The sequence below is a fragment of the Kitasatospora sp. NPDC028055 genome (assembly GCF_040637885.1).
GTDB lineage: Bacteria > Actinomycetota > Actinomycetes > Streptomycetales > Streptomycetaceae > Kitasatospora.
The window spans coordinates 1-22,209 of record NZ_JBEZXE010000023.1 but is presented as its reverse complement, the minus strand read 5'-3'; the positions used below and the strand labels follow the sequence as shown (position 1 = coordinate 22,209).

General features: G+C 73.7%; 21 protein-coding genes. 11 read left to right on the top strand and 10 right to left on the bottom strand.

The window, feature by feature from the left end; genetic code table 11:
- Positions 1-84: 84 nt before the first annotated feature.
- The gene (locus AB0F71_RS22500; protein WP_360237265.1) at positions 85-1,521 is read left to right on the top strand and encodes an SDR family NAD(P)-dependent oxidoreductase; all 1,437 of its coding nucleotides are present in this window, start codon (positions 85-87) and stop codon (positions 1,519-1,521) included.
- A gap of 20 nt (positions 1,522-1,541) precedes the next feature.
- On the opposite strand, the gene AB0F71_RS22495 is transcribed toward AB0F71_RS22500, so the two are convergent.
- Both AB0F71_RS22495 and AB0F71_RS22490 read right to left on the bottom strand, forming a co-directional pair.
- The gene (locus AB0F71_RS22495) at positions 1,542-1,967 is read right to left on the bottom strand and encodes a hypothetical protein (protein ID WP_360237263.1); all 426 of its coding nucleotides are present in this window, start codon (positions 1,965-1,967) and stop codon (positions 1,542-1,544) included.
- 89 nt (positions 1,968-2,056) lie between these two features.
- Positions 2,057-2,800, bottom strand: a complete 744-nt coding sequence (locus AB0F71_RS22490) for an SDR family oxidoreductase (protein WP_360237261.1) — start codon at positions 2,798-2,800, stop codon at positions 2,057-2,059.
- 129 nt (positions 2,801-2,929) lie between these two features.
- Between AB0F71_RS22490 and AB0F71_RS22485 the strand changes: the two genes are divergently transcribed.
- The gene (locus tag AB0F71_RS22485; protein WP_360237259.1) at positions 2,930-3,559 is read left to right on the top strand and encodes a TetR/AcrR family transcriptional regulator; all 630 of its coding nucleotides are present in this window, start codon (positions 2,930-2,932) and stop codon (positions 3,557-3,559) included.
- Here AB0F71_RS22485 and AB0F71_RS22480 read toward each other — a convergent pair.
- The 3 genes from AB0F71_RS22480 to def all read right to left on the bottom strand — a co-directional run bounded on the left by AB0F71_RS22480 (position 3,538) and on the right by def (position 5,563).
- Positions 3,538-4,056: a hypothetical protein gene (locus AB0F71_RS22480; RefSeq protein WP_360237257.1), complete on the bottom strand. Its 519-nt coding sequence runs from the start codon at positions 4,054-4,056 to the stop codon at positions 3,538-3,540. The genes AB0F71_RS22485 and AB0F71_RS22480 overlap by 22 nt on opposite strands.
- A gap of 74 nt (positions 4,057-4,130) precedes the next feature.
- On the bottom strand, positions 4,131-4,772 hold the full coding sequence (locus tag AB0F71_RS22475) for a class I SAM-dependent methyltransferase (protein WP_360237255.1): 642 nt from the start codon (positions 4,770-4,772) through the stop codon (positions 4,131-4,133).
- Positions 4,773-4,984: 212 nt separating this feature from the next.
- On the bottom strand, positions 4,985-5,563 hold the full coding sequence (gene def / locus AB0F71_RS22470) for a peptide deformylase (RefSeq protein WP_360237253.1): 579 nt from the start codon (positions 5,561-5,563) through the stop codon (positions 4,985-4,987).
- A gap of 129 nt (positions 5,564-5,692) precedes the next feature.
- Between def and AB0F71_RS22465 the strand changes: the two genes are divergently transcribed.
- Positions 5,693-6,238 (top strand): winged helix-turn-helix domain-containing protein, encoded by a 546-nt coding sequence (locus AB0F71_RS22465; protein WP_360237251.1) that lies wholly within the window; start codon positions 5,693-5,695, stop codon positions 6,236-6,238.
- A gap of 54 nt (positions 6,239-6,292) precedes the next feature.
- On the top strand, positions 6,293-6,829 hold the full coding sequence (locus tag AB0F71_RS22460; RefSeq protein ID WP_360237249.1) for a hypothetical protein: 537 nt from the start codon (positions 6,293-6,295) through the stop codon (positions 6,827-6,829).
- 7 nt (positions 6,830-6,836) lie between these two features.
- Here the strand turns inward: AB0F71_RS22460 and AB0F71_RS22455 are convergent, their stop codons facing one another.
- The gene (locus AB0F71_RS22455; RefSeq protein WP_360237247.1) at positions 6,837-8,828 is read right to left on the bottom strand and encodes a serine/threonine-protein kinase; all 1,992 of its coding nucleotides are present in this window, start codon (positions 8,826-8,828) and stop codon (positions 6,837-6,839) included.
- 512 nt (positions 8,829-9,340) lie between these two features.
- Between AB0F71_RS22455 and AB0F71_RS22450 the strand changes: the two genes are divergently transcribed.
- Entirely contained in the window at positions 9,341-11,074 is a 1,734-nt protein-coding gene (locus tag AB0F71_RS22450) for an LPXTG cell wall anchor domain-containing protein (protein WP_360237245.1), read from the top strand.
- Between the two features lie 102 nt (positions 11,075-11,176).
- On the opposite strand, the gene hemC is transcribed toward AB0F71_RS22450, so the two are convergent.
- The 4 genes from hemC to AB0F71_RS22430 form a co-directional block, all read right to left on the bottom strand.
- A complete protein-coding gene (gene hemC / locus AB0F71_RS22445) occupies positions 11,177-12,112 on the bottom strand; it encodes a hydroxymethylbilane synthase (protein WP_360237243.1) in 936 nt (311 codons plus the stop codon).
- A gap of 25 nt (positions 12,113-12,137) precedes the next feature.
- On the bottom strand, positions 12,138-13,394 hold the full coding sequence (locus AB0F71_RS22440; RefSeq protein ID WP_360237241.1) for a hypothetical protein: 1,257 nt from the start codon (positions 13,392-13,394) through the stop codon (positions 12,138-12,140).
- Positions 13,395-13,561: 167 nt separating this feature from the next.
- A complete protein-coding gene (locus tag AB0F71_RS22435; protein WP_360237239.1) occupies positions 13,562-15,871 on the bottom strand; it encodes an FtsX-like permease family protein in 2,310 nt (769 codons plus the stop codon).
- The gene (locus AB0F71_RS22430) at positions 15,868-16,593 is read right to left on the bottom strand and encodes an ABC transporter ATP-binding protein (RefSeq protein ID WP_360237237.1); all 726 of its coding nucleotides are present in this window, start codon (positions 16,591-16,593) and stop codon (positions 15,868-15,870) included. Before AB0F71_RS22430 ends, AB0F71_RS22435 begins: the two co-directional genes overlap by 4 nt.
- A gap of 139 nt (positions 16,594-16,732) precedes the next feature.
- Between AB0F71_RS22430 and AB0F71_RS22425 the strand changes: the two genes are divergently transcribed.
- From AB0F71_RS22425 to AB0F71_RS22400, 6 genes are all read left to right on the top strand, one after another.
- Complete coding sequence (locus AB0F71_RS22425) at positions 16,733-17,587, top strand: histidine kinase (protein WP_360237235.1); 855 nt, start codon at positions 16,733-16,735, stop codon at positions 17,585-17,587.
- 161 nt (positions 17,588-17,748) lie between these two features.
- Entirely contained in the window at positions 17,749-18,375 is a 627-nt protein-coding gene (locus AB0F71_RS22420; protein ID WP_360237439.1) for a response regulator transcription factor, read from the top strand.
- A gap of 187 nt (positions 18,376-18,562) precedes the next feature.
- Positions 18,563-19,771 carry a cytochrome P450 gene (locus AB0F71_RS22415; protein ID WP_360237233.1) on the top strand — a complete coding sequence of 403 codons (1,209 nt, stop codon included), beginning with the start codon at positions 18,563-18,565 and terminating at the stop codon, positions 19,769-19,771.
- Positions 19,772-19,821: 50 nt separating this feature from the next.
- Complete coding sequence (locus AB0F71_RS22410) at positions 19,822-20,979, top strand: type III polyketide synthase (protein WP_360237231.1); 1,158 nt, start codon at positions 19,822-19,824, stop codon at positions 20,977-20,979.
- Positions 20,976-21,566 (top strand): NUDIX hydrolase, encoded by a 591-nt coding sequence (locus AB0F71_RS22405; RefSeq protein WP_360237229.1) that lies wholly within the window; start codon positions 20,976-20,978, stop codon positions 21,564-21,566. Before AB0F71_RS22410 ends, AB0F71_RS22405 begins: the two co-directional genes overlap by 4 nt.
- 157 nt (positions 21,567-21,723) lie before the next feature.
- Positions 21,724-22,167, top strand: a complete 444-nt coding sequence (locus AB0F71_RS22400; protein WP_360237227.1) for an SHOCT domain-containing protein — start codon at positions 21,724-21,726, stop codon at positions 22,165-22,167.
- Positions 22,168-22,209 lie beyond the last annotated feature (42 nt).

The window sequence follows — 22,209 nt, the reverse complement described above, 5'->3', positions numbered from 1 at the left end:
GCACCTCCGCACGTAAATTGGCATCCCATCCTCCCGGACCGTCAACTACAGTCCCTCCCACCTGTACGGAACGAGGGGGCGGACATGACGGTCCGGGACGACCACAAACAGCTGATCACCACCATCGCGACCAGCGAAGCCGCCTCTGCGGCGGGCCTCACCCCCGAGGAACTCAGCGCGTTCAGCCTCACCCTGGGCCGGCTGCGCGGCCTCCCCTCCCACGACCGGACCCGGCTGGTCGCCGAGCGCCAGCTCACCTCCTTCGTGACGGAGAGCCGCAAGCGCCGCCGCCAGGAGGCCAAGGAGGCCGTCCGGCAGGCCGACGCCGCCCTGCTCGCCGCCACCGCGACCGGCGCCCGGCAGCGCCGTGAGGACGCGCCGCTCGCCCCGGCCACGGGAGGACCGGTGGGCGAACTGCTGGCCCCGCGCCGGTGCTATGTCTGCAAGCAGCCGTACCGGCAGGTCGACGGCTTCTACCACATGCTCTGCCCCGGCTGCGCGGCCGACAACACCGCCCGCCGCGAGCTCTCCACCGACCTGCGCGGCCGACGGGCGCTGCTCACCGGCGGGCGGGTGAAGATCGGCTTCCAGCTCGCCCTGATGCTGCTGCGGGACGGCGCCGAGCTGATCGTCACCAGCCGCTTCCCGCAGGACACCGTCCGCCGCTTCCGCGCCGCCGAGGGCAGCGCGCAGTGGTGGGAGCGGCTGACCGTGGTCGGCATCGACCTCCGCGATCCGCGCCAAGTCCTCGGCCTGACCGAGCAGTTGCGCACCGACGGACGGCCGCTGGACATCCTGGTCAACAACGCCGCGCAGACCCTGCGCCGCCCGCCGGAGTCCTACGCCCTGCTGGCGGCGGGCGAGTCCGCGCCCCTGCCGGGCGCCGACCGCCGGGCCATCACCCACGCGCCCGGCTTCCGGCCGTTCGCCGACGCCGCCCGACTGCCCTCGGGCGCGGGCGCGTTGCCGGACCTCACCGACGGGGCCGGACTGCTGCCCGACCTCACCGACGAGGCCGGACTGCTGCCCGACCTCGCGCCCGCCAACTCGTGGTCCGCCACGCTCGGTTCGCTCGACCCGACGGAGCTGCTGGAGACCCAGCTGGTCAACTCCCTGGCCCCGGCCCTGTTGTGCGACCGGCTGCTGCCGCTGCTGCTCGCCTCCCCGCACCCCGCCCGCTACATCGTCAACGTCACGGCGGTGGAGGGCCGGTTCGCCGTCCGCAACAAGACCGCGCGCCACCCGCACACCAACATGGCCAAGGCCGCGCTCAACATGCTCACCCGCACCAGCGCCGCCGAACTCGCGCCGCAGGGCGTGCACATGTGCGCCGTCGACACCGGCTGGATCACCGACGAGAACCCGGCGCCCAGGAAGACCCGGATCGCCGCCCGGGGCTTCCGCACCCCGCTGGACATCGTGGACGGCGCGGCCCGGGTGTACGACCCGATCGTGCGCGGCGAGGCCGGGCACCCGGTGTCGGGAGTGTTCCTCAAGAACTACCGGGTCGCGGAGTGGTGAGGCATTGAGGTGGTAACAGCTCAGGTGTCGTAGCAGCCGTGCCAGGGCGCGTGGAAGCCGAGGCCGTCGGGGTGGAGCTCGACCCAGGGGCCTTCCTCCTCGTCGTCCTCGTCGTCCTCGTCGCCCTCCTCGTCGTCGAGGAGGAGGCCGAAGAGCACGCCGTCGACCTCCACGGAGAACTGCGCGATCGCGATGTCCCCGTACGCGCGCTCGGGCAGGGCGTCCAGCCACTCCCCCAGCAGCCGCCGGGCCTCCGCCGCCGTGCCGACGGCCCGGATGCTCGACTCCAGGTGCCGACCGTCCGGGTCGAAGCGGTGCAGCACCGCGTACGGCCGGCCGTCGGCCCACACGGCCGAGGCGAAGAACTGGCCGCCCTGCCAGCGGCCGATGGTGTCCGTGCGCCCGCCCGGCTCGTGCCGGATCGGGATCAGTGCGGGTACGTTCATGCTCGAACCCTAGGCCTGACCTGCGAGGACGGCCCGCCCGGGGTGCCCCGGGCGGGCCGTCGCGCCATTCGGTGATCAGCGACCAGTGCTCAGCGGCCGGTCGGCAGGTTGGCCCCGCCGGTGCAGTCGAGCACCACTCCGGTGACGAAGGTGTTGGCGGCGAACATGTGGATCGCCCGGGCGACGTCCTCGGGGCGCCCGACCCGGCCGACCGGGGTGGTGGCGGCCAGGCCGTCGAAGAGCGCGGTGCGCTGCTCGGCGGGGACGCGGTCCCACCACGGGGTGTCGATGACGCCGGGCGAGACGGCGTTGACCCGCAGCGGGGCGAGTTCGACGGCCAGCGGCGGGACCATCGCCTCCAGGGCGCCGTTGATGGCGGCCAGTCCGGCGGTGCCGGGGATGGCGGCGCGGGCCGAGGCGGCGGTGATCAGGGCGACCGAGCCGTCCTTGCGCAGGTGCGGCAGGGCGGCCTGGAGGACGCGCACCTGCGGCCAGAACTTGGCGTCGAAGCCGTGCGCGAGCTCGGCGAGGTCGAGCTGGGCAAAGGGGCCGCTGCCGGCCGCGCCGCTGACCGCGACGACCAGGTGGTCGACGGTGCCGACGCCGGTGAAGAAGGCCGCGAGGGCGGCCGGGTCGGTCGCGTCCAGTTGCGCACCCTCGGTCTTGCCGCCGATCCGGGCGACGGCGGCGTCCAGCTTCGCCCGGTCGCGGCCGGTGATGACGACCTCGGCGCCGTCGGCCGCGAAGGCGGTCGCGGTCGCCTCGCCGATGCCCGAGCTGCCGCCCATGACGACGACGCGCTGTCCGGCGAAGAGGTTCGATGCAGTGCTCATGGTTCTGGCCCTTCCGGCTTGATCGGGAACTTGTCGAGACCATCGGTTCCGGTAACGATGTTTGCCGAGACTGCTAGTCTTGTCAAGCGGGGAAAGGAAGCACGGGGACAGGAAGAGAGGGACACCGCCATGAACGAGACCGACGCTCAGGCCACCCGGCCGCACACCGGCCGCCGCCGCAACGAGGCGGCCCACCGGGCGATCCTGGACGCGGCGCTGCACCTGCTCGCGGAATCCGACGGCACGCCCGTCACCATCGACGCCATCGCCCGCGCGGCCGGCGTCGGCAAGCAGACCGTCTACCGCTGGTGGCCCTCCAAGGGCGCCGTCCTCCTGGACGCCCTCACCGACCGCGCCGACCAGGACGTCACCGACCACCCCGACACCGGCGCACTCCGCACCGACCTGCGCGCCTTCATCGGGACCACCTTCGACGCCGCCCAGCAGAGCACCACGGCCTCCGCGCTGCGCACCCTGGTCCGCGAGGCCGCCCGCGACCCGCACCTGGCCGAACTGATGCAGGCCTTCACCGCCACCCGGCGCGACGCGCTGCACGACCTGCTCGCCCGGGGGCGCGAGCGCGGCGAACTGGCCGACCACGCCGACCTCGACCTGATCGTGGACCAGGTCTACGGGGTGTTCTGGTACCGCTTCCTGCTCGGCCACGGCCCGCTGGACCCGGCCGTCGCCGAGCGGCTCGCCGACACCCTGGTCGCCGGCAACGACCAACCGGGCGCTCAGGCGGTGCGGCGGCGGTAGTACGCGACGCCGAGCGCGATGGTGATCGGCCCCCACAGCGCGGCCGGGGTGACGCAGACCCGGTACAGCGCCTCCCACCAGCCGTTGTCGAACCCGACCTCGTCCAGCACGCCGGCCCAGGCGAGCGGCTGGAGGCCGAACAGTCCGAACAGCACCAGCCCGCCCAGCACCGTCGCGACCAGCGGCCCGAGCGGCGGCACCCGGCGCCCCCGCAGGAGCGGCACCCAGCGCGGGAACGCCTCGCCCCAGCCGCTGACCAGGCCCAGGGTGAGCAGCGCCAGCCCCTCGGTCACCAGGCTCAGGGCGAACACGTACGGGGCGCCGAACCACGGGAAGGGCGGGCGGTTCGGGTCGACCGTGCCCATCACGTAGTCGAAGGCGAACGGCAGCCGCCACAGGCAGTGCGGCAGCAGGATGAACGGCAGGGCCTTGGCCAGCCGCAAGGCCCAACGGGGGACGGGGCGTTCGGTGTCACCGACGGGGATGTTCCTCCACATGCGTCCACCCTCGCCGCCGCCACCCCTCCCCCGCCTCGACCGCGCGGCCGAACCCCCTCCCCCGGCAGAGCGAGTTACGTGTGCGCCAGCAGGCTGACGTACCCCCGGTCCGGACGCTCCGGCCGGGTCTGTTCCAGCCGGGTGGTGACGGTGAACCCGGCCCCCGCCAGCAGCGCGACCAGGCGTCCGGCCGGGACGAGGTGGGAGGACCAGGACACCGGGTGCCCGTACGCCGAGCTCGGCCGGGACTCCTCGTCGCCGGTGTGCCCGCCCAGCAGCAGGTGTCCGCCGGGGGCGAGCACCCGGTGGAACTCCGCGAACAGCGCGGGCAGTTCGGCCTCCGGGGTGTGGTGGACGGAGTACCAGGCGAGGATGCCGCCGAGACTGCCGTCGGCGGCGTCCAGGTCGGCCATCGAGCCGACGGCGAAGCGCAGCCGGGGGTACGCGCGGCGGGCGAGGGCGATCATCCCGCCCGACACGTCGACGCCGTGGGCGCGGAGCCCCAGCCGGTGCAGGTACGCCGTCACCCGCCCCGGCCCGCAGCCGAGGTCGGCGACCTCGGCGCCGCCCGACTCCCGGACCAGCTCCGCGAAGGCGGCGAGCATCGCTCGGGAGAGCGGGTCCATGCCCTCGGGCGGGACGACGCGGCGGAGGTAGGCGGCGGCCACGGTGTCGTAGGACTCGCGGACGGCGGCGAGGTGTGCGGGCTCGGTCACCGCGCCACACTAGGGCCCGTCTTCAAACTCCCGTCGTTCGCCCGGAGGGCGGGCGGGGCGGCGTTGGGGTGCGTGCATCGCAAGGCGGAGGAGGGAGTCCATGCGGTGGGGGCACCTCCCGGCCGAAGGCTGGGGGCCATCGGCGACCGACGACAACGCGGCGAGGTGCGTGCCCCGGCGTCGGCCCGCAGGCGGGAGTTTGAAGACGGGCCCTAGGCCTTCGCGGCCCGGGCGGCGCGCTCGGCGAAGACCTTCTCGCGGCGGTCGGCGGTCTGCTTCATCATCCGCTTGCGGTCGCGGGCGGAGAGCCGGTCGAGGTAGAGGCCGCCGTTGAGGTGGTCGGTCTCGTGCTGGAGGCAGCGGGCGAAGTAGCCGGCGCCCTCGATCACCACGGGCTCGCCGTGCTGGTCGACGCCGTGCACCACCGCGTGGGCGGGGCGGGCGAGTCGGGTGTTGGCGCCGGGCACGGACAGGCAGCCCTCGACGTCCTCGATCAGCCGGCGGCCGGGCTCCTGTTCCTCGACCACCGGGTTGAGCACGTGTCCGACGTGCCGGACGCCGTCCTCGTCCGTGCAGTCGTAGACGAACAGCCGCAGGTCCACGTCCACCTGGTTGGCGGCGAGGCCGCAGCCGTCGGCGAGGTACATGGTGGCGAACATGTCGTCGATCAGCCGGGCCAGTCGCTCGGTGCCGAAGTCCTGCTCGGTCGCCGTGCGGCAGGTGCGGCGGAGGATCTCCTCCCCCACCTCGGTGATCCTCAGGACGGTCGGACGCTCGCGCAGCTCGGACACGGGTGCTCCCCTTCGATGGACTTGCCGTCCGACGTGATGCCGGACGAGACGCCGGACGTGCGGTCGGACTAGCTGTCGGACTTGCTGTCGGACTTGCTGTCAGCTTTGCAAAGTAGCAGACTTTGCAAAGTGACCGAAGACCTCGTCAGATCCGGGACCCTCCCCGAACACGCGGTGCGCACCGCCCTGTTGGCGCTCCTCGCCGAACACGGCACCCTCACCTCCACCCAGGCCGCCGCCCACCTGGGGCAGAGCTCCGGGCTCTGCTCCTTCCACCTGCGCCAGCTCGCCCGCCACGGGCTGATCGAGGAGGCACCCGCCCTCGACGGCCGGGCCCGCCCCTGGCGTCTCCCCCGGGCCGAGCCGGGGCAGAGCGAGGAGCCGAGCGAGGAACAGAGCCCGGACGAGTTCGGCGAACTCGCCCGCGGCCTGGAGGACGAGAGCCACCGGCGCTGGCTGGCCCGGCGCTCCGAGGCACCCGCCGAGTGGCAGCAGGACGAGGCGTTCAGCGCCGTCGTCCACCTCACCCCGGCCGAACTGGCCGCCGTCGGCGCGGAGGTGCGCCGGATCCTCGCCCGCTACCGCGACCGCGAGGCCGACCCGGCCGCCCGCCCCGCCGGGGCCCGCCCGGTCGCCGCCGTCACCCGGCTGTTCCCACTGCTGGAAGGGGACTGAGGCCGACCCGCCGACGCCAGAACCGGACGGGCGTTCGGCGCGTCCGTTTGAGGCGTGATCAGTGCGGTGCTCGGCGGGATGCCGATGTTCTGGCCCGGGCTGCTGCTCTCGCTGGTACCGGCGGCGCTGCTGAACCGGCCGGTGGGGCGGTTGCTGCGGGCCCATTGGGTGGTGGGCTTCCTCCTGCTGCTCGGGCTCGGCGGAGTCGTGGTGGCGACGCTGCTGCCGGAGGCGTTCCGGCTGTCCGCGGACGCCGTGCGGCACTGCACCGTCCAGGGGGCGCGGCCGCGTTCGCCGTACGAGCTGCTGCACGTGCGGCACATCGAGCTCAAGCTGGCGACCTACGCCCCGGTCGGCTTCGCCGCCGCCCTGGCCGGGACGAGGCGGCGGGCGGTGGTGGCGCTGCTCGGCGCGGCGGTGCTGCCGTTCGCGGTGTCGGCGGTGCAGTACGCGGTGCCGTCGATCGGGCGGGCCTGCGACGTGCAGGACGTCTGGGACGGGGTGCAGGGGATCGTCCTGGGGGCGGCGGTGGGGCTGGCGCTGGGGCCGGTGCTCCGGCGGGTGGCCCGGGCCCGGGTGGCGACGGACTGAGCGGCCGTCACTGCACGACCAGGTACCGCTGCTCGCTCCCCCCGCTGACGCAGCCCCCGCCGGTGAACGGCCCGCCCGCGCAGTCCCCGGGGCCCGAGGTGTAGACCGTCCAGATGTAGACGCCGGGCAGCTTCGGTGTGTACGTGGTGCTCAGCGCGGCCTGCCAGGGCAGGTGGTCCCATGCGGTGGCGCCCGGCGTCAGGATGTTCACCGTGGAGGTCGTACCGGCGCTCGCCCAGCTGAACTCGACCGGCTTCCCCACCGGAACCACCTGCTGGTCCTTCGGGAAGACCGGGATCGGGGCCGAGGGCGCGGCCTTGACCGGGTTGGTCGCCTGGCTCCGGTCCGGCTGCACGTTGAGGTAGCGAGTGGCGCTCCAGCCGCTGCCGATGCTGCCGTTGGAGGCGTTCGCGCCGACCACGGCCCACTGGTAGACGCCCGCCTCGGTGGGCTTGAAGGTGCAGTCGGCGGAGGTGAGCCAGCCGGAGGCCTGCCAGGGCTGGGTGCCGCGCCGGGTGAAGACCTTGGTCACCGCGCCGGCCTTGTCCCAGCTGAGCACCAGCGAGCGGCCCAGCGTCAGGGTGTCCCGGTCGGCCGGGGTGAGCAGGCCGGAGGCGTGCGGGGTGCCGTTCGGCACGGCCGCGGGCGGGCCCTGGTTGGCGCTCGCGTCGCCGCCCGTACCGCCCGTACCGCCCGTACCGCCCGTACCGCCCGTACCGCCCGCTCCGCCGGACCCGCCGGTCACGCAGTCCGGCGGGCCGCCGCCGTCCTCGGCGACCACGAAGCCGCCGTTGTCCAGCCCGGTGCCGCCGCCGTCGTCGTGCCGCAGGTAGACCGGCACCAGCACGGCGGCCGCGACCACCGCCAACGCGCTCGGCAGCAGCACCCAGAGCCGCCGCGCCCGGCGCCGCCGCCGGGCCGCCGCCTCGGAGGGTTCGGTCCGCGCCCAGCCGCCGGCGCCGTACGGGTCCGCGCCCAGCAGGGTCGGCACCCTGGTCGAGGGCACCCGGCCGGGCAGCCCGCCCGGCGCCCCGGGCCCCTCAAACCCGGGCCCCTCGTACCCGGGGGCAGCGGGCCCGGGCGCAGCGGAACCGGGCGCACCGGACTCGGGCGCACCGGCCCCAGGCGCCAGCAGCGGTGCCTCCGGGACGGCGGACCGCACCCGCAGCGCCTCCGGCAGCCACGACCCGGTCGGCCCCTGGTACCCGGGCGGCCCGAGCCGCTCCACCAGCTCGGCGGGGGTGGGCCGGTCCTCCGGACGGCGGGCCAGGCAGGCGGCGACCAGCGGGCGCAGCGCCTCGGGCACCTGGCCGAGGTCGGGCTCGGTGTGCATGATCCGGTAGAGCAGCACCTGCGGGTTGCCGCCGTGCCCGTACGGGGCGCTGCCGGCGGCGTGGCAGAGCACCCGGCCGAGGCTGAACAGGTCGCAGGCGGGGGTGAGCGGCTCGCCCGCGATCTGTTCCGGCGCCATGTAGCCGGGGGTGCCGATGACGGTCTGGGTGCGGGTGATCGAGGCGCCGTCGAGGGCGCGGGCGATGCCGAAGTCGATGACCCGCGGCCCGTCGTCGCCGAGCAGCACGTTGGAGGGCTTGAGGTCGCGGTGGACGAGTCCGACCGCGTGGATCGCCGCCAGCGCCTCGGCCAGTCCGGCGCCGAGCACCCGTAGGACGGGTTCGGGCAGCGGGCCGTGGGCGGCGACGGCCGCCTCCAGGGACGGGCCGGGGATGTAGGCGGTGACCAGCCAGGGCGGGTCGCCGTCCGGGTCGGCGTCGACCACCTGGGCGGTGTGGAAGCCGCCGACCCGCCGGGCGGCCTCCGTCTCCTGGGTGAAGCGGAGCCGGAAGCGGGGGTCGGTGGCGAGGTCCCAGTGCACGCACTTGACCGCGACCAGGCGTCCGCCGGGCGAGCGCCCCAGGTAGACGACCCCCATCCCGCCGCTGCCGAGCCGGGCCAGCAGCCGGTAGCGGCCGCCGACCGTCGTCGGGTCGGTGGGTCTCAACGCCTCCACGTCCACCCCCGGCGTGCGCGTTCCACGTTCTGCGGGGGCCGACAGCACCTGAGTAAACCTCAGCTGCCTGACCCCGCAAGCAGAATAATCTCAGCTGTACGCCCGCGGGGCCAGTTCGGAAAGGCAAAGAACTACCGGCCGCCCCGGACCTCCAAGGACCGCCACGGGCCGCCACGGGCCTCGGTGGTCAACCGCTGACGGATTCGGTAGTCACCCCGGCTCGCTCCGGACGACGGTGAGCGAGAGCCGGTCGGAGTGAACGGGGACGGGGCTCAGCGGCCGGGTAACGGCCGGATGACGGGATTTCCAAGGGCGGCAAAAATCTTCACCGGGACAGAGTGTGCTTTTCGGACATTCCTTACCCGATCAACCACATCTGAGAAGGCGTCACCCCGACGGAAATTGCGGACCGCTCCACCGGTCGAGTAGTTCTTCCCGTCGGCATGCCCGTCCTGGCAGATCCGTCCCGGCATGCCCGCCACGACCCCAGGGGGACCTTCCACATGCGCAACTCGCGCAGACGCGCGCTCTACGCGCCCTTCACCATCGCCGCCGTCGTCCTCGGGGCGACCGCCGTCCCGGCGCACGCGGACGACCTGAAGCTCACCTTCGCCGGAGTCTCGAACTCCACCGTCCAGATCCCGACCAAGCCTGCACAGCCGAGTCGGGGCAGCGAGAACCTGCACATCGAGATCGGCCGGATCGGCTCCGGCACCGCGCACGACGTGAAGGTCGTGTTCGACACCACCGACCTGGCCGGCGTCGCGGACCTGACCGTTCCCGGCTGCGCGACCGCGGGCAAGACCATCACGTGCGACCAGCACGAACTGAACTTCGACCGGATCAACATCCTCGCCAACCCGTGGCTCAGTGCCGTACCGGGGGCGACCCCGGGCAGCCACGGAGTGCTGCACCTGAAGCTGACGGCGTCCAACGCGCAGAGCGCCAGCCAGGACGTCCGGGTCGACGTCGGCGGGCCGGACTTCAAGGCCAAGCCGCTCGCCGACCGGAACAACGTCAAGCCCGGCACCGTGCTGACGCCGTCGGTGGAGTTCGCCAACGTCGGTGACCTGCCGGCCGGCAAGGTCGTGGTGACCGTCGACGCCATCTCCGGCATCGACCTCAAGCAGCGCCCGTCGAACTGCGAGTTCGCGTCCGCACCGGACGGCAGCTCGGGCGACAAGACCTGGCCCGGTGACTCCATCGCGATCTGCACCGTGGACACCACCGTCGCGCCCGGCCAGGTGGTCGCCCTGGACCCGCTGCAGCTCGGCATCACCAACAGCGCCTGGTACACCTTCGCGGACATCACGGTGTCCCCGACCGAGGACGCCCAGTTCTCCGAGATCTCGGACTGGCGCAAGCGCCTGACCTTCCAGCGCGGCACCGGCCCGGCGCTGACCGCCAAGCCGGCCAACGACCCCGAGCTGCTCAGCACCCCCCGCACCAGCTACGACAACCACGTCGAGCAGAACGTGCAGGCCACGAACACCGCCGACTTCTCCGCGCTCGGCGCCTGGAAGCCCAACGGCGCCAAGCAGGGCACGCTGTCGGTCGGCTTCCGCAACAACGGCCCGGCCTCGATCTTCTACCGCAGCGGCGACGCGGTCGTGACCGTCCAGGCCGCGATCCCCGCCGGCGTCACCGTGACCAAGGTCCCGGACGGCTGCCGACCCAAGACCTGGGAGAACGGCAAGCAGGTCGCCCACCCGGACAAGTACCTGTGCGAGTCCCCGATCTGGGTGGCGAACGGCCTGGAGAAGGTGTTCCCGTTCGGGCTGTCGGTCGACGCCGGCACCCCGCCGACCGTCCAGGTGACGCTCCAGGACCAGGACAGCCTGTACGGCACCGGCGCCACGATCGCCAAGCTGTCCTTCGAACCGGACCCGTCGCACGAGTCGGTCTCGGTCCAGCTGGGCGCCCAGGCGAGCGGCTCGATCCCCGGCCCGGTTCCGACCTCGGAGCCGTCGCAGGGCCCGACGCCGAGCAGCCGCCCGACCTCCGCCCCGCCGATCGCGCGGCCGACCGCCACGCCCTCGACGCCGGGCCAGGCCCCGAGCACGACGGCCTCGGCCGCGAGCACCGCTTCCCCCAGCGCCCGCGCGCTGAGCGGCGACCTCGCCCACACCGGTAGCGACGGCACGCTCCTGATCGCGGGCACCGGCGCGGCGGCCATCGCCGTCGGCGGCGCGCTGTTCGTGGTCGCACGCCGCCGCAAGGCCGCGACCCACCGCTGAGACCCGACGAGGGCGGGGACCGAGTACCGGTCCCCGCCCTCGCGGAGCAGATGACACTGCAGGTCAATGTCACTGCAGGTCAGCGGTTTGTGTCGGTCGGCCTCAGTGCGGGATCGAGGAGATCAGCTCGTGCGCCCCCTGCCGCTTGAGCGCGAGGGCGACCGAGGTGCCGAGGTCCTCCGGGGTGAGCGCGCCGGCCCACTCGTGGGCGTCCAGCACCCGCTTGCCGTCCGGGGTGAAGACCCGGCCGCGCAGCGAGAGCCGGCCGTCCGCCTCGGCCTTGGCGAAGCCGGAGATCGGGCTGTTGCAGTGGCCCTGCAGCACGTGCAGGAACATCCGCTCGGCCGCCGCCTCGCGCCAGGTGTCGTGGTGGCCGAGCCCGGTGACGGCCTCGATGGTCGCCGCGTCGTCCTCGCGGCACTGCAGTACGAGGATGCCGGCGCCGATCGGCGGGCACATCTCCTCGACCGGGAGGACCTCGGTGATCCTGGCCCGCTCGCCGATCCGCTCCAGTCCGGAGACGGCGAGCAGCAGCGTGTCAACGTCCCCGGCGGCCAGCTTGGCGAGCCGGCTGTTGGCGTTGCCGCGGATCGGCACGCACTCCAGGTGCGGGTGGGAGGCGGCGAGCTGGGCGATCCGGCGGACGGAGGAGGTGCCGATCCGGGTGCCGGGCGGCAGTTCGGCCAGGGTGAGACCGCCGGGGTGGACGAGTGCGTCGCGGATGTCGTCGCGGCGCAGGTGGGCGGCGAAGACGGTGCCGGCGGGCAGCGGGCGGTCGGCGGGCACGTCCTTGAGGCAGTGCACGGCGACGTCGGCCTCCCCGGCGAGCAGCGCGGCGTCCACCTCCTTGGTGAACGCGCCCTTGCCGCCGAGGGCCGCGAGGTCCCCGGTCCAGCGGTCGCCGGAGGTGGTGACCGGCACCACCTCGGTGCGCAACCCCGGGTGCAGTGCGGCGAGTTCGGCGCGGACCCGGTCGACCTGGGCGAGTGCCATGGGCGAGGAGCGGGACACGATGCGGATCAGCTCAGCGGTGGCCATGGCGCGATGATAGGCGCTCCGACGCTCACCCCTCGGCCTGCCTCACGTACTCGGCGTAACGGCGCGGCAGCTCCGCCCGTCGGAGGTCCCGCATCACCGGCCCGACGGCGCCGAGCGCGGCGCCCGCCGCCACCAGCAGACTCGCGCCGCTGAACGCGTACCCGTCGCCCGCGTCGACGGCGGTCAGGGCGAGCGCGGGCAGTACGGCGACCAGTCCGGTGCCGAGCACCTCGGCCACGGCGAGCCGTCGGCGCAGGTAGGAGAGGAACTCGACGGTCGGCCGGCCGGGCCGGATCCCGGGCACGAACCCCCCGGTGCGCAGCAGCGCGTCGGCACCCCCCAGTGCCGACCGGTCGGCCCGTACGGCCAGCCCGGCACCGATCGCCGCGAGCACGAACAGCAGGGCGAGGTACGGGAGTCGGGGCAGCGGGAAGGGCGCCAGCAGCAGCGCCGCGGTCACCGCCGGGACGAAGCCGCGGTGGCTCAGCACCAGGGGAAGGTAGCGGGTCTCACCACCCGACCGGACCCCGATCAGGCGCCGGGCGTACTGGACCGGGATGCGCCGCTCGCCCTTGCGCCCGGCGATCACCAGCGCGGTGGTCGCCAGCAGGGCGAACAGCGCCGCCGCGAGCACCAGCGCGTAGCCGCCGGGGCCCGACTCCCGTTCCACCGCCCACAGTTGGCCGGGCAGGACGGCGAGCACCTGGACGAGCTGCAGCACCGACACCCCGTCGCCGAGCCCGCGCCGGCTGAGCCACCGGGCGAGCCAGAGCACCGCCATCGCGCCGGCCGCGGTGCAGCCGGTGATCACCGCGACGGCGGGCGCGCCGTGCAGCCGCAGCACGCCGTCCGCCGCGGCCGGGGACGGCAGCAGCCGCCCGGAGTCGGCGACGAGCCCGAGCGCCAGGCCGCCGAGCAGGCCGAGGGCGAGGGTGGTCCGGGTCTCCAGCCGCCGCATCCCGGCGCGGCTGCCGCCCAGGTGCTCGGGGCGCAGCGCGGCGAGCCTGGGGTGCAGCCGGGTGAGGAGCAGCACCAGCGCCCGGGCGAGCAGGACCGGCAGAACGCCGAACGGGAGCAGCGCCAGCCGGTACAGCCCGCCGCCGGTCAGCAGGTCGACCAGGCCGCGCAGTTGGTCGCCCGGCAGGGTGCGGTCGGCGACCCGGCCCAGGACCGCCGGGTCGACGCCCGGCAGCGGCAGGCTCTGGCCGAGCCGGAACAGCACGACGACGCTGAGCGTGGTGGCGACGGCCCGCAGGCCGGTTCCCGTACGGCTGGCGGTCATTGGCCTCAACTCCCCCGGTGTCGACGGGAAGTGGGACGCCGGGACCGGCCGGGCGGTTCCCCGCCCGACCGCCCGACCGCCCGACCGCACGGCCGCCCGACCGCCCGGCCCCCCGACCGCCCGGCCACCCGGGTCCGTTCGTCGCGTCCGCCGCGTCCCGGGCGGGCTCACTCGTTGTGCAGCACCTCGGCGATCGGCAGCCGGGCCGCCGAGCGGGCCGGGACGAGCGCGCCGAGGACGGCGATCGCGACGCCCGCGAGGGCGAGGGCGGCCAGCAGCGGGGCGCCCCAGACGTCGATCATCGAGTCCGTGAAGGCGATGATCCGGACGTGCTCGATGATCAGCCGGTGCACCAGGATCCCGAGTGGGATGCCGATGATCCCACTGGCCACGCCCTGCCAGGCCACCGAGGTGATCGTCATCGCGACCACCTGCCGGGGCGTCATCCCGATCGACTTCAGCATGCCGAGGTCGCGGCGGCGTTCGCGGATGGTGAGCAGCAGGGTGTTGAAGACGCCGAGCGCGGCGACCACGGACAGCAGAACGGTGAAGGTCGTGCTGAAGGTCTTGATCGCGACGACGGGCCCCACCGACCCCTGGGTGCTCACCGAGACCGACAGGCTCGGGTCGGCGTCCGTGACGGCCTTCTGGTAGGCCGCGGCGTCAGCGCCCTGGGCGAGCTTCACGTCGTACTCGACCACGTGCGGATCGGGGGTGAGCAGGGCCCTGGTGGCGTCGTTGGAGGTGATCGCGTTGGCGTTGCCCTCGAGCTCCTTGCCGACCAGGGTGACCGTGGTCTGTCGGCCGTCCAGGACCAGCGTGATCCGGTCGCCGAGCTTGAGCCCGTGCTGGTCGAGGAAGGCCGGCCCGGCCTCGATCTCGTTCAGCCCGGTCGCCAGGCGTCCCTCGACCACGTTGAGCCGCTGGTGGTCGACCATGGCGTCGCCGCCGTAGAAGTTGGCGAAGACGAGCTGGGGCTGGCCCACGATGCCGACCCTGACCAGGCTGCGGACGGAGACCTGCTCGGCGCCGGGGGTGGCGTGCAGCATCGCCTCGGTCTGCTCCGGGGTCAGCCGGGGCGTGATCTTGTTCTCCGAGAAGGCACTGGTCAGCACGTCGATGTGGGTGCTGCCGTCGGGCGCGGACATCGACCTGGCCAGGGTGCTGCTCACCCCGGTGGTCACGGTCACGGTCACCACGCCGAGCACGATCGCCGCCATGGTCAGCGCGGTGCGGGCCGGGCGGGCGAAGGGCTGGCCGAGGCCGAGGCTGACGGCGCGCGGCAGCCGGGTGCCGCCCAGCCAGCGCTGGACCTTGAGCCCGCGCCCGGCGCGCGGGGCGCTGCCGGCCGAGATGGCCTGGGCGGCGGAGAACCTGCGAGCCCGCGAGGCGGGGACGAACGCGGCGAGCGCGACCAGCAGCGGCACGCCGAGCAGGCTGGCGGCGGGCAGCCAGCCGGCCGGCTCGATCACGGCGGTACCGGTCGCGATCCCGCTGAACGCGGCCTTGAGGATCGGGTACGAGGCCGCCCAACCCGCCACCGTCCCGAGGACGGTGCCGACGACGGCGGGCACCGAGACCATGGTCAGGTAGACCGTCACCACCTGGCGCGGGGTGAAGCCGATCGACTTCAGCACCCCGATGTGCCGGTAGCCGGAGACCACCGCGCCGCTCACCACGTTGCCGACGATCAGGGCGGCGACGACCAGGCCGAGCACGCCGAAGACCGTCATCAGCGGCAGGTAGGTGTCGGCGCCGGCCGAGAAGGCCTGCTTGAGCACCAGGTAGGACTGTCCGCTCTCGACGGCGTCCTCGGGCAGGCCCTCGGTGGCGTTGGCGAGCGAGGTGGTGAGCTGTTGCTCGGTGGCCGCGTCGGTGAAGCGGTAGAGCATCTGCCGCCCGGTGGGGTGCAGGGCGGCCGCCTGCTCGGGGGTGACCCAGCCGCCTGCGGACTGGCTCATGCCGCTCGCGAAGCCGACGATGGTGAGCTTCAGCCCGGTGCTGGTGGTGAGCGACGTGCCGAGGAACCGAGTCCCACCGCCACCGCCCGCGTTGATGACCACCTCGCCGGGGCCGGTGGCCCAGCGGCCGGACAGCACCTCCACCCGGTCCACCGGCGCGGCCGCCGGGTCGGGCCGGCCGACCAGGGCCAGCGGGCCCGGCGGGCGGCCGACCCAGTCGGTGGGGATGGTCACCACGGCCTGGTCGAAGGGCCCGGCGGCCGCCTCCACGCCCGGCCGGTGGGCGGTGGCGGCCAGTTGCTCCGCCGAGGCCTTGGCCGGGTCGAAGAGGGCGCTGACGTGGGCGCCGCGCTCGCCCTCGAAGGCGGCGTCGAACGGGGCCCGGGCGGCGCTGATCACCGCGAGGGCGAGCAGCACGGTCGCGGTGGAGCAGAAGACCACCAGGCCGATCACGATGGTCTGCACCCGGCGGCGCTTCACGGCCGCCCGGGAGGCCCGCCACACGGCACTGTTCACGATGAGCTCTCCAGCATCCGCTCGCGCGCCACCTTGCCGTCCGCGACCTCGACCAGCCGACTGGCGCAGCGGGTGGCCAGGTTGGGGTCGTGGGTGACGATCAGCAGGGTCTGCCCGATCTGGTTGAGGTCGATCAGCAGGTCCATCACCTGTTCGCCGGAGCGGCTGTCCAGCGCGCCGGTCGGCTCGTCGGCGAGCAGCAGCGCCGGGCGGTTCATCAGGGCGCGGGCCACCGCGACGCGCTGGCGCTCGCCGCCGCTGAGGGTGGCCGGGTAGACGTCCTTGCGGTGCGCGACGCCGAGTTCGTCCAGCAGCTCCAGCGCCCGGCGGCGCGCCTGCTTGGCGCTGGTGCCGGTCAGCTGGGCGGCCAGGGCGACGTTGTCGAGGGCCGGGAGGTCGTCGATCAGGTTGAAGAACTGGAAGATCATGCCGATGTGGCGGCGGCGGAACAGCGCCAGGCCGTTCTCGTTCAGCCCGCCGAGGTCCTGCCCCTGCACCCGGACGGTGCCGGCGCTGGGCCGGTCCAGCCCGGCCACCATGTTCAGCAGGGTGGACTTGCCGCACCCCGAGGGGCCCATCACGGCGACCGCCTCCCCCGCGCGGATCCGCAGGTCGACGCCGTCGAGCGCCTTGGCGTCGCCGAACTCCTTGTGCACCCCGGACAGCTCGACGACGTACGGCGCGTCGTCGGGCCGGGTGGTCCCGTCGTGGTCGTTGCTCATGGTCGACGACGGTAGGCGCGGCCTCCCGGGCCGGGCGTCCCACCCCGGGTGTAACCGCAGGTCGCCGTAGTACCCGGGATGTACGCGGGCGGCACCCCCGGATGATGTCGATCAAGCTCCGACCTGGGAAGCTGGCGCCGTGTGGGGAACTGGGACGGACTGGATCGCGGTCGCGACGGCGGGCACCGCCTGCGCGACCGCCGGCTGGCTGGGCGTCGCGCTGGTACGGGCGCGGCGGCTGTACCGGGCGGCCATCGGCGAGCGCGGCTGGCTGCTGGAACGCGAGCGGGAGAGCGCCGCGAGCTCCGCCGTGGACGCCGAACGGGCGCGGATCGCGGCCGAGTTGCACGACATCGTCAGCCACAACGTGAGCCTGATGGTGGTGCAGGCCGGGGCCGCCCGCGAGGTGCTGGCCACCATGCCGGAGGAGGCGGCGGCCGCGATGGGAGCGGTCGAGGCCGCCGGGCGGGACGCCATGACGGAGCTGCGGCACCTGCTGGGCCTGCTCGCCCCGGCCGCCGACGGCAGCGAGGAACCGGAGCGCGACGGCTTCGCGCCGCAGCCGAGCCTGAGCCGGCTGAGCCCGCTGATCGACCGCTTCGCCTTCGCCGGGCTGCCGGTGGAGGTGCGGGTCTCCGGCGAGCCGCGCCCGCTGCCCGGCGGCGTCGACGTGACGGCCTACCGGATCGTCCAGGAGGCCCTGACCAACGCGCTCAAGCACGGGGACGGGGTGACGGCGGAGGTGACGGTGCGGTACGCGGACCACTACCTGCGCGTGGAGGTGCTGAACAGCGGCCCGAGCGTGCTCTCCGGCGGGTCCGCCCCCGCGCCGGCCCTCCGGCAGGCGGACGGCGCCGGGCGCGGGCTGATCGGCCTGCGCGAGCGGGTCGCCGTGTACGGCGGGGACCTGGACGCCCGGCGCCGGCTCGGCGGCGGCTACCGGGTCCGCGCCCGCATCCCGCTGGACCGGCCGCGCCCGCTGGACCGACCGTGAACGCCGTGAACGTCCCGGAGGGCAGCGTGAACGCCCAGGACACCGTGAACGCCCCGGAGGAGACCGTGAACGCCCTGGAGGGCACCGTGCGACCCGAGGAGCAGCGCCGCCCCCGGGTGGTGATCGCCGACGACCAGGAGCTGGTCCGCACCGGTTTCCGGATGATCCTCACCGCGCGCGGCATCGACGTGGTCGCCGAGGCCGGCGACGGCGCCGAGGCGGTGGCCGCCGCCACCCTGCACCGGCCGGACGTGGCCCTGCTGGACATCCGGATGCCGACCATGGACGGCCTGGAGGCGGCCCGCCGGATCCTGGCCGCGGTGCCCGGCTGCCGGGTCATCATGCTGACCACCTTCGACCTGGACCACTACGTCTACGCGGCGCTGTCCGCCGGCGCCAGCGGCTTCCTGCTCAAGGACGTCACCTCGGCCCACCTCGCCGCCGCCGTACGGCTGGTGGACACCGGCGACGCCCTGCTCGCCCCGTCGATCACCCGCCGGCTGGTGGAGCGCTTCGCGACCGGCGCCCCGCACCCCGCCGCGCGCGGCGCCGACGGGCCGCGGCTGCACCGCGACCTCGCGCCGCTCACCCCGCGCGAGGTGGAGGTGCTCGGCCTGCTCGGACGCGGCCTGTCCAACGGCGAGTTGGCGGTCGAACTGACCCTGAGCGAGTCGACCGTGAAGACCCATGTGGCCCGGATCTTCGCCAAGTTGAACCTGCGCGACCGGGCCCAGGCGGTGGTGCTCGCCTACGAGACCGGACTGGTCGCACCCGGCGCGAACGACTGACCGTCAATTCCCCTCCTCGCCAGGATGATTCGCATGACAATCAGGTAGCTCACTCATTAGGGGGAACAGCTCGAAGGATTCACATTTTTGCCAGTCCATGGGGGAGCATCTGCGTATCCGCGACCGGAGCGACGAACACCGTCCGGGCGGCACCACCCCCGCAGGACGAAGACCATTGGACAGGCCCGTGACCACCAGCACCCCCGTGTGGGACTGCCCCTTCCACCACACCGACGGCCTGGAGTTCGACCCCCTCCTCAAGCGGCTGCTCACCGAGGCCCCGATCGCCAGGGTCCGACTGCCGTACGGCGCGGGCGAGGCCTGGCTGGCCACCCGCTACGAGGACGTCAAACTGGTCACCACCGACCGCCGGTTCAGCCGCGCCGCGGGCATCGGGCGCGACCTGCCGCGGATGACGCCCGCCACCATCGCCCAGGCCGAGTCCATCAACCTGATGGACCCGCCCGAGCACAACCGGCTGCGCCGCCTGGTCGCCCAGGGCTTCACCAACCGCCAGGTCGAGCGGATGCGCCCCCGGACGCAGGCCATCGTCGACGGCTTCCTCGACGAGATGGCCGAGCACGGCGCCCCCGCCGACCTCGCGCACTTCCTCTCCGCCCGGCTCCCGCTCCACACCATCTGCGAACTGCTGGAGATCCCCGAACCGGACCGCGACCAACTGCGCGCCCGGGCGGTCGCGATGATGCGGATGGGCCCCGGCAGCCGCGAGGGCCAGGAAGAGGCCAAGGCCGGCCTGCGCGCCTACTTCACCGAGCTCACCGCCGAACGCCGGGCCCACCCCGGCGAGGACCTGATCAGCGCGCTCGCCACCGCCCGCGACGGCGAGGACCTGCTCGACCCGGACGAACTGGCCGTCATGGCGATGGTCCTGCTGGTCACCGGCCACGACACCAGCACCTACCAGCTGAGCAACATCACCTACACCCTGCTCACCCACCCCGAGCAGCTCGCGAAGCTGCGCGCCCGGCCCGAGGAGCTGCCCCGCGCCCTGGAGGAGCTGCTGCGCTTCATCCCGTTCCGCCAGGGCCCCGGCATCGCCCGGATCGCCACCGAGGACGTGGAGCTCGGCGGCGTGCTGATCCGGGCCGGCGAGGCCGTGCACGTCTCCTACCTCACCGCCAACCGCGACCCGGCCGTCTACGAGCACCCCGACGAGCTGCGCCTGGACCGCACCGACGGGCCCGTCAACATGGCCTTCGGCCACGGCCAGCACCGCTGCCTCGGCTCGCACCTCGCCCTGATGGAGCTCCAGGTCGCGATCGGCACCCTGCTGCGCCGCTTCCCCCGGCTGCGACTGGCCGTCGACCCGGCCGAACTCGACTGGGAATCCGGCTCGATCTGGCGCTTCCCGCAGACCCTGCCGATCGCCTGGTAGCCCACTCCCCTTCGCCACACCGTTCCCGCACCGGGGAGACCCACACACCCATGCCCACACTCTGCCGCCCCGCCGTCGCCGTGCCCGAGCACGTCATCACCCTCGACGAGACCCTCGACCTGGCCCGCACCCTGCACGCCGGCCACCCCCAACTCGGCCTGGCCCTGCGGCTGATCGAGAACACCGGGGTGCGCACCAGGCACCTGGTCCAGCCGATCGAGCAGACCCTCACCCACCCGGGCTTCACCCAGCGCAACCAGGTGTACGAGCGGGAGGCCAAGCGCCGCGTCCCCGAGGTGGTCGAACGCGCCCTCGCCCACGCCGAGTTGGGCGCCCAGGAGATCGACCTGATCATCTACGTGTCCTGCACCGGCTTCATGATGCCGTCGATGACCGCCTGGCTGATCAACACCATGGGCTTCCGCTCCGACACCCGCCAGGTGCCGATCGCCCAGCTCGGCTGCGCGGCCGGCGGCGCCGCCGTCAACCGCGCCCACGACTTCTGCCGCGCCTACCCGGGCGCCAACGTGCTCATCGTCGCCTGCGAGTTCTGCTCGCTCTGCTACCAGCCGAGCGACCTCGAAGTCGGCTCGCTGCTCTCCAACGGCCTGTTCGGGGACGCCGTCGCCGCCGTGGTGATGCGCGGCCGGGGCGGCCGCGGGGTGCACGTCGAGCGCAACGGCTCGCACCTCGTCCCGCACACCGAGGGCTGGATCTCGTACGGGGTCAAGGACACCGGCTTCCACTTCCAGCTGGACAAACGGGTGCCCGGCACCATGGAGATGCTCGCCCCCGCGCTGCGCACCCTGGCCGGACAGCACGGCTGGGACGTCTCCGGACTCGGCTTCTACGTCGTGCACGCCGGCGGCCCGCGGATCCTGGACGACCTCTGCCACTTCCTCAACCTGGAGCCGTCGACCTTCCGCTACAGCCGGGCCACGCTGACCGAGCGCGGCAACATCGCCAGCGCGGTCGTCTTCGACGCCCTGGCCCGGCTGTTCGCCGACGGCGGGGTCGCCGAGGGCACCACCGGCCTGATCGCCGGGTTCGGGCCGGGCATCACCGCCGAGATCTCCCTGGGCAGTTGGGTCGACACCCCGGTCGAACCGGTGCGCCGGCGGCCGCGCGCCATCTCCACCTCCGACATCGCCCTCGTCCACCAGGGCGCCCCCCGCCGTTTCCCGGCCGGCACTACGATCACGGAATGACCGACACCACGGACCGCACCGACACCGACACGGCCGCCAGAGCCGCCGAACTCGCCGCCCTGTTCCCGGCGTTGCACGCGCCGCAGTACTGGGCCTGGGGCCGCTACGACGCGCAGTTCTCCACCCTGCTGCCGCCGGACGAGCTGGTCACCAACATCCACCTGGTCGGGTTCGCGGACGGTGACGTGGTGCTCTGCCGGGACGACCGGAACCACTGGTTCCTGCCCGGCGGGACCCGGGAGAAGGACGAGTCCGTCGCCGACTGCCTGACGCGGGAGCTGCGCGAGGAGGCCGGCGCCCGGCTGCTCGGCGAGCCGGCCTGGCTCGGCGCGCACCGCTGCCACACCGAGGACCTGGTGCCGTACCGGCCGTGGCAGCCGCACCCGGACAAGGCCTGGCTGTGGGGCTGGGGTGAGGTCGAACTGGACTCCACGCCGACCAATCCGGCGGACGGCGAGCAGGTGGTCGAGGTCCGGGCCGTCCCGGCAGCCGAGGCGCAGCGGCTGCTGCTCGGCGGGCACGACGCCTGGTGGGGCGAGCTGATCGGGCTGGCGGTCGAGCTGCGACGGCGGGCCGGGCGGGGCTGAGCCCTGAGCCGGCCCCCGCCCGAGCCATGCCCCCAGCCCGAGGCGGCTCCCGGCCCGAGGTCACTCCCGGTCCGGGATATTCCCGTCGGGCCGGAAGACCACCGGAACGGCCGAACAGAAGAGGGAACTATCCGTTTTACGGTGATATGACTCGGCCATGGACACCTATTCGTTGGCCGCGTCACTGGCCGTGGACTACCCGGTGCTCAACATCTTCTGGACGATGCTGGAGCTGTTCCTCTGGATCCTCTGGTTCTTCCTGCTGTTCAAGATCATCACGGACATCTTCCGCAGCCATGACCTCAGCGGCTGGGGCAAGGCCGGCTGGCTGATCCTGGTGATCATCCTGCCGCTGATCGGCATCCTCGCCTACCTGATCGCCCGCGGCCAGGGCATGGGGAAGCGGGACGTCGAACAGGCCCAGCAGGCCGACGCGGCGGTCCGGGCCTACATCCGGGACGCGGCGGCCGGAACGCCTGCGGAGGGCGGCAGCGGCGGCCGCAGCCACGTCGAGGACCTGGCGAGACTGGCGGACCTGAAGGAGCGGGGCGCCATCTCCGACGAGGAGTACCAGAAGGCCAAGGACAAGCTCCTGGCGTGAGCGGACGAAGCGGCCGGGGCCGGTGGACACGTGTCCACCGGC

Bases quoted from the DNA above. Each gene is read 5' to 3' on its own strand.
- AB0F71_RS22480 (WP_360237257.1), bottom strand. From the start codon at position 4,056: ATGTGGAGGAACATCCCCGTCGGTGACACCGAACGCCCCGTCCCCCGT.
- AB0F71_RS22490 (WP_360237261.1), bottom strand. From the start codon at position 2,800: ATGAGCACTGCATCGAACCTCTTCGCCGGACAGCGCGTCGTCGTCATG.
- AB0F71_RS22410 (WP_360237231.1), top strand. From the start codon at position 19,822: ATGCCCACACTCTGCCGCCCCGCCGTCGCCGTGCCCGAGCACGTCATC.
- AB0F71_RS22430 (WP_360237237.1), bottom strand. From the start codon at position 16,593: ATGAGCAACGACCACGACGGGACCACCCGGCCCGACGACGCGCCGTAC.
- AB0F71_RS22440 (WP_360237241.1), bottom strand. From the start codon at position 13,394: ATGACCGCCAGCCGTACGGGAACCGGCCTGCGGGCCGTCGCCACCACG.
- AB0F71_RS22405 (WP_360237229.1), top strand. From the start codon at position 20,976: ATGACCGACACCACGGACCGCACCGACACCGACACGGCCGCCAGAGCC.
- AB0F71_RS22400 (WP_360237227.1), top strand. From the start codon at position 21,724: ATGGACACCTATTCGTTGGCCGCGTCACTGGCCGTGGACTACCCGGTG.
- AB0F71_RS22420 (WP_360237439.1), top strand. From the start codon at position 17,749: ATGATCCTCACCGCGCGCGGCATCGACGTGGTCGCCGAGGCCGGCGAC.
- AB0F71_RS22485 (WP_360237259.1), top strand. From the start codon at position 2,930: ATGAACGAGACCGACGCTCAGGCCACCCGGCCGCACACCGGCCGCCGC.
- AB0F71_RS22495 (WP_360237263.1), bottom strand. From the start codon at position 1,967: ATGAACGTACCCGCACTGATCCCGATCCGGCACGAGCCGGGCGGGCGC.
- AB0F71_RS22500 (WP_360237265.1), top strand. From the start codon at position 85: ATGACGGTCCGGGACGACCACAAACAGCTGATCACCACCATCGCGACC.
- hemC (WP_360237243.1), bottom strand. From the start codon at position 12,112: ATGGCCACCGCTGAGCTGATCCGCATCGTGTCCCGCTCCTCGCCCATG.
- AB0F71_RS22450 (WP_360237245.1), top strand. From the start codon at position 9,341: ATGCGCAACTCGCGCAGACGCGCGCTCTACGCGCCCTTCACCATCGCC.